The sequence below is a fragment of the Candidatus Accumulibacter sp. ACC012 genome (genome assembly GCF_907163155.1).
Classification (GTDB): domain Bacteria; phylum Pseudomonadota; class Gammaproteobacteria; order Burkholderiales; family Rhodocyclaceae; genus Accumulibacter; species Accumulibacter delftensis.
Genome location: NZ_CAJQUC010000019.1, coordinates 230,802 through 252,233, shown reverse-complemented (window position 1 = coordinate 252,233; position 21,432 = coordinate 230,802). Strand labels below are relative to the sequence as shown.

The window sequence follows — 21,432 nt, the reverse complement described above, 5'->3', positions numbered from 1 at the left end:
TACACAGCGCAGCACCGCGGTGCGCGCTCGCCTGCGCAACCCCGTACCCCCAGTCGACACCAGCGCGCATTTGTCATGCACGCCCGCAGGCGCTCGACCACATCAAGGAATACCCGTAAATGAACGAAGCTTTTATCTGCGACGCCGTCAGGACTCCGATCGGCCGCTATGGCGGCGCGCTCTCCAGCGTGCGCGCCGATGACCTCGCCGCACTGCCGATTCGCGCCCTGATCGACCGCAACGCCGGTGTGAACTGGGCGCTGGTCGATGATGTGATTTATGGCTGCGCCAACCAGGCCGGCGAAGACAACCGCAACGTCGCGCGCATGGCCGGCCTGCTCGCCGGCCTGCCGGTCGAGGTGGCGGGGATCACGGTCAACCGCCTCTGCGCCTCGGGCATGGATGCCGTCGGTATGGCCGCGCGCGCGATCAAGGCCGGCGAAGCCGAACTGATGATTGCCGGCGGCGTCGAGAGCATGTCGCGCGCACCGTTCGTAATGCCCAAGGCCGACAGTGCTTTCTCGCGCAGCACCGCCATCCACGACACGACGCTTGGCTGGCGCTTCGTCAATCCGCTGCTGAAGAAACTCCACGACACGCACTCGATGGCACAAACCGCCGACAACGTCGCTGCCAAATTCGGCGTCTCGCGCAGCGATCAGGACGCTTTCGCCCTGCGCTCGCAACAGCGCTGGGGTGCTGCGCACGAAGGCGAGCGCTTTGCCGACGAAATCATTCCCGTCCGCCTGTCACAAAAGAAAGGCAGCGCGAACGTCATCAGCACCGACGAACACCCGCGCCCGGACATGACCCTGTCCCGATTGGCAAAACGCGAAGGCATCAACGCTGCGGGCCTCACCGTCACCGCCGGCAACTCGGCGGGCATCAATGACGGTGCCTGCGCGCTACTCATGGCCAGCGAAGAAGCGGCCGTCAAGCACGGCTTGACGCCGCGTGCCCGCATCGTGGCCATGGCCACCGCCGGCGTCGCGCCGCGCATCATGGGCGTCGGTCCGGTACCCGCGATTCGCAAACTGCTCGCCAAAACCGGGCTGCGCCTGGATCAGATGGACGTCATCGAGATCAACGAAGCCTTTGCCGCGCAATGTGTCGCGGTGCTGCGCGAACTGTCGATCCCGATCAACGCCGCGCACGTCAATCCGAACGGCGGCGCAATTGCCGTCGGCCATCCACTCGGCATGACCGGCGCCCGGCTGATCACCACCGCCACCTGGGAGCTGCGTCGACGCTCCGGCCGCTACGCGCTGTGCGCTCTATGCGTCGGCGTCGGCCAGGGCGTGGCGATGATCATCGAGCGCGTCTGAGCCAGCCAGCTAGTTGAACTGCCCGGTGTGTTCAATCTTCCGCATTCAGGTCCGTCATCAGGTCCTTGACGGTGGCGAACGACTTCAGACCACGACTGCAGAAAGGGTAAGTTTTGCGATGGTTTCGCGCGCCAAGGAAATCAACCGCTTGCGCGTCGCAAATGTCTGTTGCAAAACGAGCCGATGAAATACGCCAGGTGCGCGGATCGACCACGGCCGTTTAGGCGACCGTTAGGCGAACCCAAGCCAAACGGCTAACGCGCGATTGACCGCCAGCATGGTTTTGTCATCAACGTGTCCGAAGATGTCACCGACTTTCTCGCAGGGCACGGTCTGAATCTTGTCAATCATTACTTGCGACAGGTGTTTAACCCGTGTTTAACATTCTCAAAAAAACCTCTTGCATAATCAACTGCTTGCAAGGCACTTGAATCTCTAATGGCACAACAAGCGCGTAATTTCGTGTCAGGCGACCAGTTTTCGGGTTCCTCCGGGGTCTGAGTTGACGCCCAAGGCGCGATAGATCGCCATCAGCTCGGGCTCGGCGGCAGTGGCCTTGCGGACGTGCAGCGTGCGGCCATCGCGTTGCCGGAAAGTCGTCGTCACCCGGCGCTGGATCGAGAGGGTTTCGCGCAGGGTCGCCCAACTGTCGGGAATGCCCGCCGCCTTCAGCTTTAGGCGAAGGAACTGCACACACTGGTAAGCCAGCACGGTAATGAACAGATGGCCGTCGGCGCGCTCTTCCTTGTGATGAAAGACCGGCCGCAAGCCCAGCTCACTCTTGAGGCTGCGAAACACACTCTCCAGGTCAGTCAGCAGGGTGTAGGTGCGCCAGAGCCGCTCCTCGTCCCAGTCGAGTTCATTAGTGCGCAAGCAATAGACGCCCGGGTGCGTCGCTTGGCTCCCCTCGCGCGGCACCTTCTGCCAGGTGATCCCGGTGACCCGCTTGCCCGATTCGTCCGTCACCAGGTCCACCGTGTAATGCTGGCTGGTGCCGCGACTCTTCTGCTTCAGCCGGCCGAGTCGTTCGTGCAATTTGTCGGGGCGCTTCTCGGCACGTGGTTTGGCCAGGCCGTCCTGCATTTGCTGCAGTCCGGCTTCGAAGCGCTGGCTGAAGGATTCGAGCATGGCCTCCTCCTTGAGCTGCCGACCCGGTGAATGGCAAAACAACTGCAGCTCTTTCCCGTCTTCACTGAGCGCCTTTTGCAGCCGCAACGGTTGCTCGTCGGCGGTCTCGATCGTGACCGCCTGTGTTTCATCGAACTGCCGGGTCCCCCCGCGACGAACGACCAGGTAGCGATAGCCATGTTCGACCAGCCAGGCGATGTTGGCTTCGGTAGCGATGCCCGCGTCCATGATCACCAGCGCCCCTGCCGGGGCGTCCAGTCCGGTCAGCATGCCAGCAAGCGTGCCGGCTTCGCTGACATTGCCTTCGAAGGTCTGCGAGCGGCGCACAAAGCCACTGCCGTCGAGCACCAGGCCGAGCGTCACCAACGGGCAGTCGCTGCGCTTCTCCTTGGAACGGGCACGCTTGGCCTTGCGATTACTCGGAACTTCGCCTTCAAAATACGTGTTGGTCAGGTCGTAGAGCGTGATCGTCTCTTCCAGGCCAAAGAGCGTGCGAACGGTGCCGAACAAGCGCGCTTCAATCACTTCCCGATGCTTCATCAGGACGTCCGAAGCACGGTAAAGACTCATGTGCGACATCGACAGGAAGTCGACGTCGATCAGCTCGCCCAAGGCGCTCTGCTTCTGCAGCCAGCTCCAGGTCGCCCGCTCGGAGCCCGGGCGGCCCATTCTCCCGATCAGGTTGCCGATAATCGACGCCCGCAGCACGCCATTGACGCCCAACTCTCGCAATTGGTCGATGATGCCCAGTTCGGTCAGCGCATGCAGACCGACGTGCTCGACGCCAACCGAGCGCGGCTGCATCACTTGCAGCGAGTCAATATCGACTTCCTCGAACGTCACCGGCGGACGCGGCTTTCCGCAGGGCTCACTGGCCTCCGCCGCCGGCGGCGAGTCGCTCATCGGCGACCGCACGATCAGTTGCCCCGCGTAGCGCTGGGCTGCGCTTTCGATAGGGCCCGTGCAGGGCAGTGGCAGGAGCGCTTCCTGGGGATGCAGAAGCTGTTCGATGCGACGACACAGCACCGGCCAGTCCTCCTGCTTGATGGCGAAATTACGCCCGAGATTCAGCAGGGTGATCTGACGGACCTTGCCTGCGACGCGTTCGCCCCGCACCAGCCGAAAGGTGAAGTAGCCCTCGCCGGTGACCTTGTTGTTCGTTCGTGTCTGTCGGATATACATGCCCACGATCGTACAAGAAATGCAAGGGGAAAAACTAGGCTTGAAAAACTATTATGGCACAACATTGCGCCTCAGAAATGCGGCCTATTGAGAATCAATGACTTACAATCGCCGCAGCCCGGAAAAGGCCGCAATATGACAAAGAGTTGTTAAAGAGGGGTTAAGGCCGTTTTCGGCGGTCGGCTTGATTTCGACCCGAAATAGCGGGGTCTCCCGCAACTCGCTCGTTACCGGCAGGATGGTGACGGACGGATGCGTTGCAAACAGGTCGGATTGCACGACGAGAGCCGGTCGCGGCTTGCCGTAGGCTCCCTGCAAGACGATTGTCACCAGGTTGCCGCGCTTCATGCCGACCAGCCATCACGGCTGGCGGCTTCGTCGAGGAACTCCAGAATGTCCTTTTCCTGCGGGTCGTGTTTGAGGAGCGCGGATTGCCGCACGCACTCCTGGGCGAAACCGGCGCTGCGCGTATCGGGAACCCAGATTTGAACCGGCCGCAAGCCGCTCTTCCGCAAATTTGTCCTGTGCTTTTGCACCCGTTCGATAACACCTGCCATTTCGCGCCCCATTTGTTACATGCAACACTATACCAAAAATGATGTTACATGCAACAAATTGCTTCTCGAGCCCCCGCCGTAGCGTCTCGCCTCTGCCGTCGGGCGGTCCCTAGTTCTATTGAGAACGGCCACTATACTTGCAGCGCAATGCTCTGTTGGCTCTGTTGGCGGCAGGCGTTGATGCCCGGCCATCTGTACGAGGATCGTGCCTCCGGTGCCAAAGATGATCGGTCTGGCTTGGCTAGGGCGCCCCGCCAGACCCTTTGGCCAGAACCGGCGCAGCTTGCCCGCCGTCGTGTTGCGGCACCAGCAGCGCCTCGATTTCAGCGACATCCTTTTCCGAGAGCACCCCGGCAGCCGTTTTCAGGAGCAAGGTACTGGCAAGGAATTCATAGCGCGCCTGCACGAGATCACGCTGGGCAAAGAACATCTGCCGTTCGGCGTCGAGAACGTCGGTATTGGTGCGGATTCCCGCCCTCATTCCGCGCTTGGTTCCTTCGACCGCGACGATGCTGGCGTCAACTGCCTTGCGATAGGCGGCGACCTTGCCAACCCCGGTCTCGACAGCCAGAAACTGGCGCTTGACTTCGACCATCACCTCATTGGTGGCCAGATCGAGTTCGGCCATCGAGCGCCCACGATTGGCCACCGCCTGCCCGGTCAGGGCATTCACCCGGCCACCGGCATAGAGCGGAATGTTGAGTTGCACACCGACGGTGTTGATCGAGCTTTTCTGGTTGAGGGTCGAGAGCGTCTCGTTCTCCGCTTTCATCGCCCGCGCCACCAGGTCCAACTGTGGCAAATGGCCGGCGCGCGCACGTTCGACTTCCAGGCCAGACAGCTCGACGACCTTCCTGCGTGCCCGGATCTCCGGGTTGTGCTCCTGTGCCAGCGCAGACCATTCATCGAGTTGGCTCGGCGTGATGCCCGTCGGCATGAAATCCGGCCGCAGCACCCACAGATCGCGCAGCGGCGTACCGGTCATGCCTTCCAGCACGCGCCTCGTCACGGCCACCCGGTCGAGCGCCTCGGCACGACCGGCGCGGGCAAACTCGAGCCTCGACTCGGCCTCGGCAATCTCGGTAATCGTCCCTTCGCCGCCGCGCCGCATACGCTCGGCAAGCTCGCGCTGGGCGCCATAGGCGGCAATTTCGGCATCGGTCAGGGTCAGGCGCTCGAGCGCCAGCAGTGCCTCAAAGTAGGCGGTCGACACTTTGCTGGCCAGTTCCGCTTCCTTGCGATCAAACACGGCGTTGCTGTAGGCGGCCTGCACGCCGCCTTGTTGATAGCGCACGTAGCTCTCGTAGTTGAAGAGCGGCTGGCGCAGGGTAATCGCCGCCTGCTTGTCCTTGTAGTCGAGGTCCTGCGTCACATTGGCCAACGTCGACTCGCGATCGCCGGTGTTCTGCGCATAGCTGCCGGTAATCGAAATCGTCGGCAGCAGGCCGGCGCGCCCGATGTCGATCGCGTACTGGCCAGCGTCGCGCTCGAAGCGAGCCGCCTGGAAGGCCGGGTCGTTCTGGCGTGCGGCTTGATAGGCATCGAGCAGACCCACGGCAAAGGCGCCCGAAGACAACAGCGCCAGGCTGCAGGCGCTCAGTGCAGGCAGGCGGTTGCGCATACTCACTCCTCGGTCAGTGCTGCATTCATACGGTCGACCAGCGGCTTGAAGAGGTAGTTGAGCATTGTCCGCTCGCCCGTCTTGACGAATACCTGCGCCGGCATTCCAGGCTTGATTTCATGCATCTTCAGTTTCTTCATGCCGGCTTCGGTAACCAATACCTTGCCGCGGTAGAACGGCGGCAACCTGCCTTGCGGATCGGTTGTTGCGTCGGCGTCGACCTGCACGAACTCGCCGGGTATCTGTGGCGTGGTGCGCTGGTTAAAGGCCGGAAAGGTGATCTCGACCGGCAGGCCCGGGCGGACCTTGTCGATCAGATCGGTGGGAATCTGAACCTCGATGCGCAAGGGCTCATTTTTCGGCACGAGGTCCATCAAGGGCGTTCCCTGCGCCAGAACACCACCGACGGTGTGCACACTCAGGCCAACAACGATGCCTTCACTCGGCGCATGCACGGTGGTGTTGTCCAGCTCAAAAGCCAGGCCTTCAAGGCGACTCTCCAGCGAGCTGGTTTCCTTCTGCACCTCCGACAGGGCGTTCTCGACCTCCTTGTGGTATTCCTGCTGCCGCGCCACCAAGCGCATCCGTGTCTCGCCGATGCTCTGCTGGGCGCGCCCGAGATTACCGAGATCCTCGGAAATGGCTCCATTGAGCTGCGCCAGCAGGCGTTCCTGCTCGGACAGGCGATTGCGCGGCAGATAGCCTTCGGCCGCCAACTCGCGCAACCCCTTCAGTTCTTCAAGGAGCAAGCGCGACTGTTGCTCTTTCGAGCGCCGCGTCGCCTCGAGTCCCTTGGCGTACGACTGCAAGCCCGCCAGCATATTCTGCATGGCAGCCAGTTCGGCTTGCAGTCCCGCCTGCCGCGACCGCAGAAGCTGCGTCTGCACGGCCATCGCGCTGGCCGCTCGCGGATCGTCCTTGTTCTTCAACAGTTCTTCGGGAAAGACGATCTCCGACTGCCCCGCCACATCGGCCAGCAAGCGCGCCTCGGTCGCTTTCGCCACCAACCACTGACTATGCGTCACCTGATGTTGCGAGCGCGCCGTCGTCGAGTCGAGCCGTAGCAGAACGTCGCCTTTACTGACTTCGTCACCGTCCTTGACCAGGATCGCCTCGACCATTCCCGGGCCCAGATTCTGTACGGTCTTGCGATTTCCCGTAACCACCACCTGCCCGCTGGCCGGCACGCCCTGATCGAGCGGCGCCAGCGCCGCCCACAGCATGAAGCCACCGAAACCAAGGGCCACTATCAGCCAGCCGATCCGGGAAACGCGGCGATGATTGATGTCCACACCGCTGGCAGCGGCCTTGGCCGTTTCGGCCGAGACGTCGGTCAGTTCAGTGATTTCGCTGTCGGAAGCGTTCTTGCGCTCGAACAATTTCTTTGCCATCGCCCTCTGCCTGGTAAATCAGACGCCGACGACGGGCGTCGATGGAAGACCACTGGCCGCCGCCGCAGGTGTCGCCGGTCGAGCCGTGCCTGCGCTACGCCCGGCTGGCGGTGACGTTGGGGCATTTGCCGCATTTGCCGCATTCGGTACATTCGGCGCGTTGGCTGAGCGCATCGCCGCCAGGATCTGGTCGCGCGGACCGTGTGCCTTCACCGTCCCCTCGTGCATCACCAGAATGCTGTCGGCAACCGCCAGTGTGGTCATCCGGTGGGTGACGATGACCACCGTCCGCTTTTTCGCTTTCAGGCGCCGGATCGTGTCGGCCAGGGCGGCCTCGCCGAGATCGTCGAGGTTGGAATTCGGTTCATCGAGGACAATAAAAGCCGGGTCCCCGTAAAGTGCGCGCGCTAGACCGATGCGCTGCTTCTGGCCACCCGAGAGCGCGCTCCCCCCATCTCCGAGCGGCGTGTCGTAACCGTTGGGGAGCAGCAGGATCAATTCATGGACACCGGCGGCCTGCGCGGCCGCCAGGACCTGGTCCGAATCGACTTCGCCAAAACGGGCAATATTCTCGGCGACCGAACCGCCAAAAAGCTCGATGTCCTGCGGCAGATAACCCAGATACGGACCCAGCTCGTCCTTGTTCCACTTGAAAATTTCCGAGTTGTCCAGGCGCACCGATCCAGCCAGCGTTGGCCAGATGCCAACCAGCAAACGCGCCAGCGTCGACTTCCCGGAAGCGCTGGGACCGATCACGGCGACCACCTCACCGGCCTGCAGCTTGAAGTTCACATTCCGCAGGATCAGCGTTTTGCTCCCCGGAGCCCCCGTCGCCGCGTTCTCGACGGCCACTTCGCCAAGCGGCCGGGGCAGCGGCATTCCGGCAATGCGCGCCGGGTACATGCCCAGCAGTTCGCTCAAGCGCTTGTAAGCCGAACGTGCCGAAACCAGTTGCTTCCAGTTGCCGATCAGGGCCTCAACCGGCGCCAGCGCCCGACCAACGAGGATCGAGCCGGCGATCATCATTCCCGCCGTCATCTCTCCCTCAATGGTCAGCAGCGCGCCATAGCCCAGCGCCAAGGACTGCAGTGAGATGCGAGCAAAGCGGGTCAGCGCGGTCAGCATACCGGCACGATCGCTGGCCAGCGCCTGTTGCTCGAGGAACTTCTGGTGCAGCTTGAACCAGCGCCCGCGAATCGCCGGCAGCATGCCCATGGCTTCGATCACTTCGGCATTGCGCAGGTTGTTGTTGGCTTGCGCGTTGGCCGCCATGGAGAGCTTTTGTGCCTCGCCAAGGGGCCCCGCCGAGACGCGCTCGTTGACCACCGCCAGCGTCACCAGAAGCAGGACACCGACCAGAGCGAAAATGCCGAGATGGGTGTGCAGCATAAAAATCACGATCAGATAGATGGGCATCCACGGCGCGTCGGTCAGCGCCACCAGCCCGGCACCGGTCAGGGTCTGGCGCATCGAAGCCAGATCGTGCAAGGCCTGCGCGGGATTCTGGCCTGCCTGCCGCAAGTTACGTTCGAAGGTCGCATTGAAGATGCGCTGGTTGACATCGAGATCGAGGCGAGCGCCGACGCGGACGAGGACCATCGAGCGGATCCATTCGAGCAAGGACATCAGTGCCAGCAGGCCGAGCGCAATCAGCGTCAGCATCAGCAAGGTGGTCGGATTGCGACTCCCGAGTGCACGATCGTAGAGCTGCAGCATGTAGATCGACGGCGTCAACATCAACAGATTGGTGAAAAAGCTGAACGCGCCAACGGTCATGAACGCCTGGCGAAACGACAGCAGCACCCGCTCGAGCTCGGGGCGTTGGGAGGGATCAGTCATGCACACTCTTCCTCGGAAACGATGATCCCGGAAAAAAAACCGGACAGGCGCGCCCTACGGCGCGGGCCGCTGTCTGGCTGCCGGAGAGCAAGCGGAAGCACTTGCGCATCCGCGCTTCGGACGGCTGCCTGCGAGTGGATCGCACGTGCCGCAACGGCGCCAGCGGCCAGCACCATGAAATGGGGAACCGTGATACGCATGAAGCTTTCCCAGGGGACGCGCAGGGCCTGTCACGGCTTCGACGAATTTGTTGTTGCATCTTGGCATCAAGAGCCATGCTCAGCAGTCACTTTGGCCGCAGCCTCAGGCATCTCGTGCAGCGGACAGCAGCTGACGCCCAGTCTGGCCAGGCGCAATAATGACATAAGCAGCAAGGGTAATCCAGCCCGCTCCTTGCCTCGATGTGACAATAGTCACCGTTCCCCATGTATTGCTGATGCGCTACTTCCGGCACCTGGCACACACAAGAACGCGGCACGCCAGCTCAATGGCGGCAGCCGACATCGCGGCCAAGAAAATCCTTGACGCCACGGGGTGCTCCCTTGCGCAAAGTGATCGAGGCGAAATCCGTGGGTTCGGAAGCTTTCGTCTGAATCGCCATCCACGGCTAATGGCCGGACAGGGCCAGCAGTGTCGGGTGGCAGCGGATGACCGAGCCTTGACGCTCAAGAACGGCGCTCTTGAGATTGTCGTGCAGGGCGACACGCCTGCAGCCGTCCCAGGCGGCCAGCGCGCCGACGTGGCGACGCAGGACGTTCTCCCTGTAAGCGCCGAGGTAGAAGCGCAAGAAGATCTGCCGCGACCAGGGGAGTACGGCAAAAAAGCCCATCAGCGTCCGGCTTACCCGACCGATCTCCAAGTGGCCGAAGTGCCCCCAGTCGATCTGCATCTGCTCGCCTGGCAGAGTGCGCAAACGCCGGTAGGCGACGGCCGGCTCGAAGACGCCGTCGATGACGCAACAGTCGAAGTGGCCGTGCTCGTTCAGGCTTGAGCCGAACCGATGGATGAAGGCGACCGCCCCGATCCGGGCCGTGGAAGGGCAATCAGGGCACTGTTCGCGCAGGCAGCGGCCTCATGCGGCGATGGGCTGGGTCTCACCATCCGATCGCCCGCCGCACGGCGGCCCAGTCGATCTCGCGCAACAGCGGCACGGCGTCTTCGCACAGATTGCGCTGCGGCGGCTGGCCGCTGGCCAGGGGCAGGCCGCAAAGACGTTTGCGCGACCACGCGGTCAGCAGTCGCACCTCGTCGGTGGGCCGCTTCGGGTCGAACAGATCGGCGCGCACCTGCACCATCGGCACGCAGTCGCGCGACGCGCCGGCAGCACTTTCGTAGCGCAGCGCACGCCGTTGCCGGTCGAGAACGCAGGGTCGACGCGACCACAGGCCGGTGCGTTGCGCGCGGCGGAGTCCAGCCCGGCCAGCGTCGCCTCGGTCGTCGCCAGCGCCAGCCGCGGCCCCCACCAGGCGCTCCTCGGGTCACGCGCCGCCGGTTCGGTCATCTGCGGGCGCTGGCGAGCGGTATCGGCCTCGTCGGTGCGCGCTGCCGCATCCAGTCGCTGGGCCAGCGCCGCCGGATCGCGGCTCTCGGTCTTCCAGCGCTCCTCACGCTTGGCGCGGCGCGCTGCGATGGCCTGTTGCGTCATCGACGCCCCGAGTTGGCGCAGCGAGGAAGCAAAGCCCGCATCCTGCTGGGCCACGAACTTGCGCAGCCGCTGCGCCTCAGCCTCGAGCAGCGGGCCCAGCGCGGCCGCTTCGAGCGCGCTGCGTCCGTCGCGGGTTAAGATGGTCATGTCGGCATAGACCGTGCCGCCGTCGGCTTCACCCAAAACGCGCGGCTGCGCGAAGCTGTCCTGGGGAACGCCGTGGCTGTCGCGGTCGCGGCCGAACTTGCCGCGGGTCGCGCGGTCTTCGAGCTTGCGGGCTTCGGGCACGCGGTTGGTGGTGAAGTACAGCAGCCGGTGTGCCCCACCGAGCACCGACCACAGCGAAGTGTCGGCACGGCGGCGCACATCGTTCGGCGCCGACCAGTAGACGGTGAAGTCCTGCTCCACCAGGCGCTGCGGCCCGACCACGGCCCGGCCCCTGTTTAACCTACCAAAAAAAACCTCTCTCATAATCAATTGCTTGCAGGGGAAATGAATTTCTAATGGCACAACAAGCGCGTAATGGGCTGTCAGGCGATCAGTTTTCGGAGTCCGCCGGGTTGTGAGTGGATGCCCAAGGCGCGATAGATGGCCATTTGCTCTGGCTCGGCGTTGATGGCCTTGCGGACATGGAGCGTGCGGCCATCGCGCTGGCGGAAAGTCGTCGTCCGGCACTGGATCGAAAGGGTCTCGCGCAAAGTCGTCCAACTGTCGTGAATGCCAGCCGCCTTCAGCTTGACGCGAAGGAACTGCACGCACTGGTAAGCCAACACGGTAATGAACAGATGGCCGTCGGCGCGATCTTCCGTGTGATGGTCGATCGGCCGCAAGCCCAGTTCGCTCTTCAGGCTGCGAAACACACTTTCCAGGTCGGTCAGCAGAGTATAGGTGCGCCAGAACCGCTCTTCATCCCAGTCGAGTTGGCCAGGCGACCTTGGCTTCGCTGGCGATGCCCGCGTCCATGATCACCAGCGCCCCCGCCGGGGCGTTTAGCCCGGTGAACATGCCGGCCAACGTGCCGGCTTCGCTGACATTCCCTTCGAAGGTCTGCGAGCGGCGCACAAAGCCGCTGCCGTCGAGCACTAGACCAAGCGTCACCAAGGGGCAATCGCTACGCTTCTCCTTGGAACGGCCACGCTTGACCTTGCGATTGCTCGGGACTTCGCCTTCGAAGTAGGTCTTGGTCAGGTCGTAGAGCGTGATCGTTTCTTCCAGACCAAAGAGCGTGCGAACGGTGCCAAACAAACACGCTTCAATCACCTCCCGATGCTTCATCAGGACGTCCGAACCCCGGTAAAGAGCCATGTGCAACATCGACAGGAAGTCGACGTCGATCAGTTCGCCCAAGGCGCTGTGCTTCTGCAACCAGTTCCAGGTCGCCCGCTCGGAGCCCGGATGGCCCATTCTTCCGATCAGGTTGCCGATAATCGACGCCCGCAGAACGCCATTAACGCCCAACTCCCGCAACTTGTCGATGATGCCCGGTTCGGCCAGCGCATGCAGGCCGACGTGCTCGACGCCGACCGAACGCGACTGCATCGTTTGCAGCGAGTCAACATCGACTTCGACGAATGTCACCGGCGGACGCGGGTTTCCGGCAGGGTCGCTGGCCTCTGTCGCCGACGCGTTGCTCATCGGTGCCCGCACGATCAGCTGCCGGGCGTAGCGCTGGGCCGCACTTTCGATATGACCTGCGCATGGCACGGGCAGCAGCGCTTCCTGGGGGTGCAGCAGCTGTTCGATGCGCCGACACAGCACCGGCCAGTCTTCCTGCTTGATAGAGAAATTGCGTCCCAGATTCAGCAGGACGATCTGACGGACCTTGCCTGCGATGCGTTCGCCACGCACCAGCCGGTAGGTGAAGTAGCCCTCACGTGTTAATGTGAAAGTCGCGCAAGCGACTCACGAAACTCCCTTCTCCCCTCGCGGGAGAAGGGCCGGGGGTGAGGCGGAGAATTCAGGGAGCATGCTCCCTGCCCGTCGAACGATTCCGGCGTGCAAGCCGGAATGCGCACTGCAAGTGAGAGGGCGGACGGTCATGAATTTCATCATCCGGGGTATCTCGACTGACATGATCGTTAACCCCTCTTTAACAACTCTTTGTCATATTGCGGCCTTTTCCGGGCTGCGGCGATTGTAAGTCATTGATTCTCAATAGGCCGCATTTCTGAGGCGCAATGTTGTGCCATAATAGTTTTTCAAGCCTAGTTTTTCCCCTTGCATTTCTTGTACGATCGTGGGCATGTATATCCGACAGACACGAACGAACAACAAGGTCACCGGCGAGGGCTACTTCACCTTTCGGCTGGTGCGGGGCGAACGCGTCGCAGGCAAGGTCCGTCAGATCACCCTGCTGAATCTCGGGCGTAATTTCGCCATCAAGCAGGAGGACTGGCCGGTGCTGTGTCGTCGCATCGAACAGCTTCTGCATCCCCAGGAAGCGCTCCTGCCACTGCCCTGCACGGGCCCTATCGAAAGCGCAGCCCAGCGCTACGCGGGGCAACTGATCGTGCGGTCGCCGATGAGCGACTCGCCGCCGGCGGCGGAGGCCAGTGAGCCCTGCGGAAAGCCGCGTCCGCCGGTGACGTTCGAGGAAGTCGATATTGACTCGCTGCAAGTGATGCAGCCGCGCTCGGTTGGCGTCGAGCACGTCGGTCTGCATGCGCTGACCGAACTGGGCATCATCGACCAATTGCGAGAGTTGGGCGTCAATGGCGTGCTGCGGGCGTCGATTATCGGCAACCTGATCGGGAGAATGGGCCGCCCGGGCTCCGAGCGGGCGACCTGGAGCTGGCTGCAGAAGCAGAGCGCCTTGGGCGAGCTGATCGACGTCGACTTCCTGTCGATGTCGCACATGAGTCTTTACCGTGCTTCGGACGTCCTGATGAAGCATCGGGAAGTGATTGAAGCGCGCTTGTTCGGCACCGTTCGCACGCTCTTTGGCCTGGAAGAGACGATCACGCTCTACGACCTGACCAACACGTATTTTGAAGGCGAAGTTCCGAGTAATCGCAAGGCCAAGCGTGCCCGTTCCAAGGAGAAGCGCAGCGACTGCCCGTTGGTGACGCTCGGCCTGGTGCTCGACGGCAGTGGCTTTGTGCGCCGCTCGCAGACCTTCGAAGGCAATGTCAGCGAAGCCGGCACGCTTGCTGGCATGCTGACCGGACTGGACGCCCCGGCAGGGGCGCTGGTGATCATGGACGCGGGCATCGCTACCGAAGCCAACATCGCCTGGCTGGTCGAACATGGCTATCGCTACCTGGTCGTTCGTCGCGGGGGGACCCGGCAGTTCGATGAAACACAGGCGGTCACGATCGAGACCGCCGACGAGCAACCGTTGCGGCTGCAAAAGGCGCTCAGTGAAGACGGGAAAGAGCTGCAGTTGTTTTGCCATTCACCGGGTCGGCAGCTCAAGGAGGAGGCCATGCTCGAATCCTTCAGCCAGCGCTTCGAAGCCGGACTGCAGCAAATGCAGGACGGCCTGGCCAAACCACGTGCCGAGAAGCGCCCCGACAAATTGCACGAACGACTCGGCCGGCTGAAGCAGAAGAGTCGCGGCACCAGCCAGCATTACACGGTGGACCTGGTGACGGACGAATCGGGCAAGCGGGTCACCGGGATCACCTGGCAGAAGGTGCCGCGCGAGGGGAGCCAAGCGACGCACCCGGGCGTCTATTGCTTGCGCACTAATGAACTCGACTGGGACGAGGAGCGGCTCTGGCGCACCTACACCCTGCTGACTGACCTGGAGAGTGTGTTTCGCAGCCTCAAGAGTGAGCTGGGCTTGCGGCCGGTCTTTCATCACAAGGAAGAGCGCGCCGACGGCCATCTGTTCATTACCGTGCTGGCTTACCAGTGTGTGCAGTTCCTTCGCCTAAAGCTGAAGGCGGCGGGCATTCCCGACAGTTGGGCGACCCTGCGCGAAACCCTCTCGATCCAGCGCCGGGTGACGACGACTTTCCGGCAACGCGATGGCCGCACGCTGCACGTCCGCAAGGCCACTGCCGCCGAGCCCGAGCTGATGGCGATCTATCGCGCCTTGGGCGTCAACTCAGACCCCGGAGGAACCCGAAAACTGGTCGCCTGACACGAAATTACGCGCTTGTTGTGCCATTAGAGATTCAAGTGCCTTGCAAGCAGTTGATTATGCAAGAGGTTTTTTTGAGAATGTTAAACACGGGTTAATGTGAAACAAGGCAACCGTCGGGCGCAAAAAAGCATCGCCGACGATGACGTCGCGATGCCAAGAAAAAGAGCCGGGCGGACCCGCTCTGTTGCCTCGGTCAAGCACCACCCCTGGTGCCTCTAACTTTGGTCGGCGAGCAGGCCGCGCCTTGATATGTTTCATGATACGGGGTGGCTGCCCGTCCCGCAATGACCGTTAATGTGAAAGTCGCGCTAGCGACTCACGAAACTCCCTTCTCCCCTTGCGGGAGAAGGGGCAGGGGAAGAGGGAAAACGGTCATGGCTTTCATCATCGGGGGTGTCTCGACATGTCATGACCGTTAGCTGAGCGCTGCCAGGAAAGCCCCCCGTCTGGCGGGTGAAGAGGCCTGCCAGACGTCAAGGGCAAGCTTCGCACCTCTGCGATGCGGACGATGGCAACAGGAGCGCGCGGACGGCAGGAATTGGGGTGCGATGGCGACTGCGATGGCGGCTCTATAGGCGTTAAGCCGAAGGACTGCCAAGGGCTTGACGGTCCATGCATGTCCATAGGCTAGCAATTAACGACCGCTGGTCGCATGGCCAACGACGTGGCCCTTCCCGTGCTACCGCCAAATAATCGCAGGCCTACTTCTAGGCATACATTTCGCCTGCTCAGCCTATAACGCCCTTGCCTGATAGGCCTATGGCGGAGAGAGCGGGATTCGAACCCGCGTTAGGATATTATCCTAAACACGCTTTCCAGGCGTGCGACTTAAACCACTCATCCATCTCTCCGGAAGACCGCGAATTCTAGCAGAACGTGACGCCAACACCAAATGTGAAACGAGCCAGAAAGGCAGAACACCGGGCCTCGCTAGTCCACGCCAGGCAGCGCCGACAGTTCGGCCGCCTGACGCTGGCGCAGCGTTTCAAAAAGGCAAACGGCAGCGGCGGCGGCGACATTCAGCGATTCGCTGGCAGCAGACATGGGGATGCGCAGATGCCGACTGGTTTGTGCAAGGACTTGCGGCCGGACACCAAGACCTTCGCTGCCGAAAACCCAGGCCAGCGGTCGGCCGAGCGTAGCGCTGTAGAGACTGCTCGATGCGGCGGGGAGCGTGGCAGCAGACTGGCCACGATAGGCGGCTAGAAAGCGGCTCAAATCACTGTTTTCGTGGATGTCGAGTTGAAAATGCGCACCCATCGCCGCACGCAGGGACTTTGGCGACCAGGCTTGCGCGCAATCCGCCGAGAGCAGGATCTGGCGAAAGCCGGCAGCAGCAGCGCTACGCAGAATCGAACCGAGATTACCCGGATCCTGAACGCCATCAAGCAAAACCGCATCGGCTGCATGGTCGCAGCCGCCAGCCGGCTGTGGCTGCGCAACGACGGCCATGATGCCACTGGGCGTATCGACCAGCGCCAGATCGTCGAACAAGGCGTCGGCCAGAACGCTGATGCGACTACCCGCTGGCCGGCTATCGAGATAACGCGCATTCTCCGGCCGCGCAGCACCGCCGTCGCTGACCACGATCTCGTCAGGCACCCCGCAGCTCTGCTCGTAGGCCTCGATGAGGTGCATGCCGTCAAGTAGCGCGCGGCCGCTCTTGCGCCGCTCACGACTGCTTTGCGAGAGTTTCAGGAGTGCCTTGTAATGGGCATTGTCGCGCGAGCCGATTCGTTTCATAAGTCGCTGAGCCGCGCCACCGGTGCAAAGCTGCGGCGGTGCTGCGGACTCGCACCCTGTTCGCGCAGCGCCTGCAGGTGAAATGCGGTCGGGTAACCCTTGTGGCGATCAAAACCGTACTGCGGATAACTAGCGTGCAGCACAAGCATGCCGCCATCGCGATAGGTCTTGGCGAGAATCGATGCGGCAGCGATCGCTGCGACCTTGCCGTCGCCGCCGACGATGGCTTCGACGGAACACGACAGCTGTGGACAATGACAGCCGTCGACCAGTGCATGACTCGGGAATACCGGACCGTGGGCGCCGGTGAGCGCCGCGACGGCACGCTGCATGGCCAGCAGGCTGGCCTGCAGGATGTTGATCTGGTCGATCTCGGCGACACTGGCTTCAGCGACGGCCCAGGCCAGTGCGCTGCCGCGAATCTGCTCGGCGAGCAATTCCCGCTTGCCGGCCGAAAGTTTTTTCGAGTCGTTCAGACCGCTAATTGGCCGACCTGGATCGAGGATCACGGCGGCGGCGACCACGGGTCCCGCCAGCGGCCCGCGGCCGGCTTCGTCGACGCCGCAAACCAGACCTTCAACCGGCAACAGCAAGGGCATCGACGTGTAGCGCTGTTGTTGGCAGGCAGGCGATGACCGCAGCAGCAGCCTTCTCGGCGGCGTTCTGCCGCAACTGCAAATGGATCGCCCGAAATACGGACTTGATGCGCTCGCACGCCTCTTTGTCCGCATAGAGATTGAGCAGTGCTTGCGCCAGATTCTCGGCGGTCGCTTCGTCCTGGATGAACTCCGGAACAACGAATTTGCCGGCCAGGACGTTCGGCAGACCGACATAGGGCAGGTAGCCCATACGGCGCATCATTCGGTACGACAGCGGCGCCATCTTGTAGACGATGGCCATCGGCCGCTTGAGCAGTGCTGCCTCGAGGGTCGCCGTGCCGCTGGCGACCAGGACCGCATCGGCGGCCATCATCGCCTGATGGGCGTGCCCGAAAAGCAGGCGAATAGGCAACTGCTTCGCCCGCCGGCGATGCAGTGCGCTTTCGAACAACACGCGCGTTTCGCGCGTCGTCAGCGGAGCCAGGAAAATCGCCTCCGGAATCTGCTCGTGCATGCGGCGGGCGGTTTCGATGAAAGTCTCCGCCATGTACTGCAGTTCGGACTGGCGGCTACCGGGCAAGAGCGCGAAGACCGGCGTCGCTGGTGAAATGCCGAGCAGCGTCCGCGCCGTATGGCGACCGTCTTCGAGCGGCAGCATGTCGGCCAGAGGATGGCCGACATAGCTCACGGGAATGCCTTGCTTCTCGTAGAGCGCGGTCTCGAACGGAAAAAGTGCCAGCACACGCGAAACTGCCGCACCGATGCTGTGGATGCGTTCGCCGCGCCAGGCCCAGATCGACGGGCTGACGTAATGCACGCAGGCAACGCCGCGCCGCTTGAGCGCCTTTTCGAGCGATAGATTGAAGTCCGGCGCATCGACGCCGATGAAGACGTCCGGCGGGTCAGCAAGCAAGCGGCGTTTGAGATCGCGGCGGATGGCGGCAATCTCGCGATAGTGCCGAAGGACTTCGACGTAACCGCGGACGGCCAGCTTTTCGAGCGGATGCCAGGCCGTAAAACCCGTCGCGAGCATCTTCGGGCCACCGACACCGAAAAAAACGGCCCCCGGAAGCCTCGCCTGCAAGGCCTGAACCAGCTGACTGGCGAGGAGATCGCCCGAGGCTTCGCCGGCGACCATGGCGATGCGCAGCGGTGCCGCAGCGCTCATCGAATGATGCCGCGCTTCGAAGCCGCGAGGAAATCCAGGAGCGGCTGGATCTCCGGATGAACGAGCACCTCTTCGTTCAGTTTGGCGCGCGCCTCATCCAGCATCAACCCCGACTTGTAGAGGGTCCGGTAGGCGCGCTTCAAAGCCAGCAGCGCTTCCGGAGAAAAACCACGCCGCTTGAGCCCCTCGGCGTTGATCCCAAAGGGACTGGCCGTGTTTCCGGCTGCCATGACAAACGGCGGAATATCCTGCAGCACCACCGTCCCGACGGCCGTCATGGTATGGGCGCCAACGCGGCAGAACTGGTGTACCCCGGTATAGCCGCCGAGAATTGCCCAGTCATCAATATGCACATGGCCGGCCAACTGTGCGTTATTGGCGAATACGGTGTGGTTACCCACTTGGCAATCATGCGCAATATGCACATAGGCCATGATCCAGTTGTCATTACCAACGCGGGTGATGCCAACATCCTGGGCGGTCCCCAGGTTGAAGGTGCAGAACTCGCGAATGGTGTTGCGGTCACCGATCTCCAGTCGCGTCGGCTCGCCGTCGTATTTCTTGTCCTGCGGCACTTCCCCCAGCGAATTGAACTGGAAGATCCGGTTGTCACGACCGATGCGCGTCCGCCCGGAAATCACCACATGCGGACCGATCACCGTGTTGTCGCCGATTTCCACGTCTTCGCCGATGATCGAATAGGCACCAACTGAAACATTGCAGCCGAGTTGCGCGCCGCGCTCGACGAGCGCACTTTGATGAATCATGGCACCTGTCACACCCCGGCTCCGCCGACATCGCGCTTGGCGCACATCAGTTCGGCCTCGGCGACGATGTCGCCGTCGACGCGTGCTTCCGCCTTGTATTTCCAGATGCCGCGCATCTGGCGCAGGATCTGTACGTGCAAGTGCAACTGGTCGCCCGCTGTCACCGGCTTCTTGAAGCGCGCGCCGTCGATGCCGACGAAATAGAAAACGGAATTCGCGTCGGGCTTGGCGCCCATGGTCTTGAAAGACAGGATGCCGGCCGCCTGCGCCAGAGCCTCCATGATCAATACCCCCGGCATCACCGGGTGATGCGGAAAGTGACCCACGAAAAATGGTTCATTGACGGTCACGTTCTTGTAGGCATGGATGGACTTGCCGAGTTCGAAATCGAGCACCCGGTCGACCAGGAGAAAGGGATAGCGGTGCGGCAGATGTTCGAGGATTTCGTGGATACTCATTGCGTTCAAGTCGTGTTCTCCCTTTGTTCGAGTTTCTTTTCAAGTTCGGCGACCCGCTCGGCGAGTCTCGCCAGACGCTTGATCTGTGCCGCATTGTGCAACCACTCCTGGTGCCCTTCGAGCGGAAAGATGCTGGTGTATTGCCCGGCTCTGGGCAGGCTCTTGGTCACCATACTGCCCGCCGAGATATGCACGTCGTCGGCGAGTTCCAGGTGACCGATGATCATGCCGGCGCCGCCAACGGTACAGCGACGGCCGATGCGGGTACTGCCGGCGATCCCGACACAGCCGGCCATCGCCGCATGCTCACCAATACTGACGTTGTGACCAATCTGAATCTGATTGTCGAGTTTGACGCCATTGCCAATCACCGTGTCGTCCAGTGCGCCTCGGTCGATTGACGTATTCACTCCGACTTCGACATCATCGCCAATCACCACCCGACCGATTTGCGGGATCTTGACCCACCGCTCACCGTCCTTGGCAAAGCCAAAGCCGTCGCCACCGAGAACCGCACCGGCGTGGATAATCGCCCGCCTGCCGATCACGCAGCCGTCATAGACCACGACATTCGGGTAGAGCACGCAATCGTCGCCAATCACGACGTCATCACCGATCACACAGCCCGGGTAGAGGGTGACATTCTCACCCATGTGCACGCGCTCGCCAATGACGGCATTCTCGCCAACACTCACCGATGGTCGCAATTCCGACTTGACCACTGCACCGTGATGGATGCCGGGCCGACGTTGCCGGAGCGGATTGAGCAAGGCAACCACACGCGCATAGTAGGCGTAGGCATTGGGGTGCACGATTCGCGGCAGTGAGGTCTCGGCTGAAAACTGCGGCGGCACAATGACCGCCGTCGCCCGCGTTGTTTTCAGTTGCTGCCGGTATTTGGAACTGGCGAGAAAGGCGATGCGCCCTTCGCCGGCCGAAAGGAGGCTGGCGACCTGCGAGACAAGCACCGACCCGTCGCCTTCAAGCACCCCGCCGAGAGCGGCGACGATCTCGTCTAGCCGTAGCCCCCTTGACACCTCCACTCCGTTGCCTGGTGAGCTAACGGTCATGACATGTCGAGACACCCCAGATCGCACCCCAGATCATGAAAGTCATGACCGTCCCCTCCACTTGCAGCGCGCATTCCGGCTTGCACGCCGGAATCGTTCGACGGGCAGCGAGCATGCTCGCTGAATTCCCCGCCTCCACTTGCAGCGCGCATTCCGGCTTGCACGCCGGAATCGTTCGACGGGCAGCGAGCATGCTCGCTGAATTCCCCGCCTCCACTTGCAGCGCGCATTCCGGCTTGCACGCCGGAATCGTTCGACGGGCAGCGAGCATGCTCGCTGAATTCCCCGCCTCACCCCCGGCCCTTGTCCCGCAGGGGACGAAGGGTGATTCGTGAGTCGCGTACGCGACATTCACATTAAGGGCTTATTTTCCGTCCCGGGGATCGGACAAGGCCTGGATCACCTTGTCAGTGATATCAAGTTTCGGGCTGACCCAGACCACATCCTGAACGATCAGGTCGTACTTCTCATTTTCAGCAAGCTGCTTGATCGCCTTGTTGGCCTTTTCGATGATTGCCGCGTTCTCTTCGTTCTGGCGCAGGTTCAGATCCTCACGGAACTCGCGTTGCTTGCGTTGAAACTCTCGCGACAACTCACCAAGATCCTTCTCCTTGGTACGGCGCTCGGGCTCGGCCATGGTCACACCATTTTTCTCCAGCGCTTCCTGCAAGCCCTGCACCTGCTTCGCCAGACGCTGTAAATCCTGGTCGCGCTTGGAGAACTCCTGCTCGATCTTCTTCGCCGCGCGCACGGCAGCGGGAGCGTCGCGGAAAAGACGCTGGGTATTCACGTACCCCACTTTGAGTTGATCCACCGCCGACGCATAGGACACCGGCAGCGAGGCCATCA

21 protein-coding genes, 1 tRNA gene and 1 pseudogene are annotated in these 21,432 nt (G+C 62.2%); 2 read left to right on the top strand and 21 right to left on the bottom strand.

Annotated features, from left to right (window positions below; genetic code table 11):
* Positions 1 to 119 precede the first annotated feature (119 nt).
* Positions 120 to 1,325, top strand: coding sequence for a 3-oxoadipyl-CoA thiolase (pcaF, locus tag QZ648_RS19115; RefSeq protein ID WP_291997976.1), 1,206 nt, complete (start codon positions 120 to 122; stop codon positions 1,323 to 1,325).
* 231 nt (positions 1,326 to 1,556) lie between these two features.
* Here the strand turns inward: pcaF and QZ648_RS19110 are convergent, their stop codons facing one another.
* The 12 genes and pseudogenes from QZ648_RS19110 to QZ648_RS19055 all read right to left on the bottom strand — a co-directional run bounded on the left by QZ648_RS19110 (position 1,557) and on the right by QZ648_RS19055 (position 12,536).
* Positions 1,557 to 1,676 (bottom strand): hypothetical protein, encoded by a 120-nt coding sequence (locus tag QZ648_RS19110; protein WP_291997975.1) that lies wholly within the window; start codon positions 1,674 to 1,676, stop codon positions 1,557 to 1,559.
* Between the two features lie 114 nt (positions 1,677 to 1,790).
* Positions 1,791 to 3,635: an IS1634 family transposase gene (locus QZ648_RS19105; RefSeq protein ID WP_291995907.1), complete on the bottom strand. Its 1,845-nt coding sequence runs from the start codon at positions 3,633 to 3,635 to the stop codon at positions 1,791 to 1,793.
* 102 nt (positions 3,636 to 3,737) lie between these two features.
* Positions 3,738 to 3,983, bottom strand: coding sequence for a type II toxin-antitoxin system PemK/MazF family toxin (locus tag QZ648_RS19100; RefSeq protein ID WP_291997974.1), 246 nt, complete (start codon positions 3,981 to 3,983; stop codon positions 3,738 to 3,740).
* Positions 3,980 to 4,192, bottom strand: a complete 213-nt coding sequence (locus QZ648_RS19095; protein ID WP_169066105.1) for an antitoxin MazE family protein — start codon at positions 4,190 to 4,192, stop codon at positions 3,980 to 3,982. The genes QZ648_RS19100 and QZ648_RS19095 overlap by 4 nt, the downstream gene beginning before the upstream one ends.
* Positions 4,193 to 4,433: 241 nt before the next feature.
* Positions 4,434 to 5,813 carry a TolC family outer membrane protein gene (locus tag QZ648_RS19090; RefSeq protein ID WP_291997973.1) on the bottom strand — a complete coding sequence of 460 codons (1,380 nt, stop codon included), beginning with the start codon at positions 5,811 to 5,813 and terminating at the stop codon, positions 4,434 to 4,436.
* Positions 5,814 to 5,815: 2 nt separating this feature from the next.
* The gene (locus tag QZ648_RS19085; RefSeq protein ID WP_169066107.1) at positions 5,816 to 7,204 is read right to left on the bottom strand and encodes an HlyD family type I secretion periplasmic adaptor subunit; all 1,389 of its coding nucleotides are present in this window, start codon (positions 7,202 to 7,204) and stop codon (positions 5,816 to 5,818) included.
* Positions 7,205 to 7,222: 18 nt separating this feature from the next.
* A complete protein-coding gene (locus tag QZ648_RS19080) occupies positions 7,223 to 9,043 on the bottom strand; it encodes a type I secretion system permease/ATPase (RefSeq protein WP_291997972.1) in 1,821 nt (606 codons plus the stop codon).
* Positions 9,044 to 9,653: 610 nt separating this feature from the next.
* Positions 9,654 to 10,067 (bottom strand): annotated as a pseudogene (locus tag QZ648_RS19075) (transposase); the annotation flags it as partial.
* A gap of 70 nt (positions 10,068 to 10,137) precedes the next feature.
* A complete protein-coding gene (locus QZ648_RS19070; protein WP_291997971.1) occupies positions 10,138 to 10,329 on the bottom strand; it encodes a hypothetical protein in 192 nt (63 codons plus the stop codon).
* On the bottom strand, positions 10,275 to 11,117 hold the full coding sequence (locus QZ648_RS19065; RefSeq protein ID WP_291997970.1) for a hypothetical protein: 843 nt from the start codon (positions 11,115 to 11,117) through the stop codon (positions 10,275 to 10,277). The genes QZ648_RS19070 and QZ648_RS19065 overlap by 55 nt, the downstream gene beginning before the upstream one ends.
* A gap of 101 nt (positions 11,118 to 11,218) precedes the next feature.
* The gene (locus QZ648_RS19060) at positions 11,219 to 11,548 is read right to left on the bottom strand and encodes a hypothetical protein (RefSeq protein WP_248595305.1); all 330 of its coding nucleotides are present in this window, start codon (positions 11,546 to 11,548) and stop codon (positions 11,219 to 11,221) included.
* A 46-nt stretch (positions 11,549 to 11,594) separates the two neighbouring features.
* Positions 11,595 to 12,536, bottom strand: a complete 942-nt coding sequence (locus QZ648_RS19055; RefSeq protein ID WP_248595195.1) for an RNA polymerase subunit sigma — start codon at positions 12,534 to 12,536, stop codon at positions 11,595 to 11,597.
* Between the two features lie 394 nt (positions 12,537 to 12,930).
* Here QZ648_RS19055 and QZ648_RS19050 point away from each other — a divergent pair, with 394 nt between their 5' ends.
* Positions 12,931 to 14,775: an IS1634 family transposase gene (locus tag QZ648_RS19050; RefSeq protein WP_291995907.1), complete on the top strand. Its 1,845-nt coding sequence runs from the start codon at positions 12,931 to 12,933 to the stop codon at positions 14,773 to 14,775.
* Between the two features lie 763 nt (positions 14,776 to 15,538).
* On the opposite strand, the gene QZ648_RS19045 is transcribed toward QZ648_RS19050, so the two are convergent.
* The 9 genes from QZ648_RS19045 to QZ648_RS19005 form a co-directional block, all read right to left on the bottom strand.
* Positions 15,539 to 15,629 (bottom strand) — tRNA-Ser (locus QZ648_RS19045).
* A gap of 79 nt (positions 15,630 to 15,708) precedes the next feature.
* Complete coding sequence (locus QZ648_RS19040; RefSeq protein ID WP_169065108.1) at positions 15,709 to 16,521, bottom strand: RNA methyltransferase; 813 nt, start codon at positions 16,519 to 16,521, stop codon at positions 15,709 to 15,711.
* Entirely contained in the window at positions 16,518 to 17,120 is a 603-nt protein-coding gene (gene rnhB / locus QZ648_RS19035) for a ribonuclease HII (RefSeq protein ID WP_291997969.1), read from the bottom strand. The genes QZ648_RS19040 and rnhB overlap by 4 nt, the downstream gene beginning before the upstream one ends.
* Positions 17,098 to 18,288, bottom strand: a complete 1,191-nt coding sequence (gene lpxB / locus QZ648_RS19030; RefSeq protein WP_291997968.1) for a lipid-A-disaccharide synthase — start codon at positions 18,286 to 18,288, stop codon at positions 17,098 to 17,100. Before lpxB ends, rnhB begins: the two co-directional genes overlap by 23 nt.
* A complete protein-coding gene (gene lpxA, locus QZ648_RS19025) occupies positions 18,285 to 19,055 on the bottom strand; it encodes an acyl-ACP--UDP-N-acetylglucosamine O-acyltransferase (protein ID WP_169065176.1) in 771 nt (256 codons plus the stop codon). Before lpxA ends, lpxB begins: the two co-directional genes overlap by 4 nt.
* 8 nt (positions 19,056 to 19,063) lie before the next feature.
* Positions 19,064 to 19,513 (bottom strand): 3-hydroxyacyl-ACP dehydratase FabZ, encoded by a 450-nt coding sequence (gene fabZ, locus QZ648_RS19020; RefSeq protein WP_169065177.1) that lies wholly within the window; start codon positions 19,511 to 19,513, stop codon positions 19,064 to 19,066.
* A 5-nt stretch (positions 19,514 to 19,518) separates the two neighbouring features.
* Entirely contained in the window at positions 19,519 to 20,583 is a 1,065-nt protein-coding gene (lpxD, locus tag QZ648_RS19015; RefSeq protein WP_169065111.1) for a UDP-3-O-(3-hydroxymyristoyl)glucosamine N-acyltransferase, read from the bottom strand.
* On the bottom strand, positions 20,573 to 20,854 hold the full coding sequence (locus QZ648_RS19010) for a hypothetical protein (RefSeq protein WP_291997967.1): 282 nt from the start codon (positions 20,852 to 20,854) through the stop codon (positions 20,573 to 20,575). Before QZ648_RS19010 ends, lpxD begins: the two co-directional genes overlap by 11 nt.
* Before the next feature lie 93 nt (positions 20,855 to 20,947).
* Positions 20,948 to 21,430 carry an OmpH family outer membrane protein gene (locus tag QZ648_RS19005; protein ID WP_169065112.1) on the bottom strand — a complete coding sequence of 161 codons (483 nt, stop codon included), beginning with the start codon at positions 21,428 to 21,430 and terminating at the stop codon, positions 20,948 to 20,950.
* Between the last annotated feature and the right edge of the window lie 2 nt (positions 21,431 to 21,432).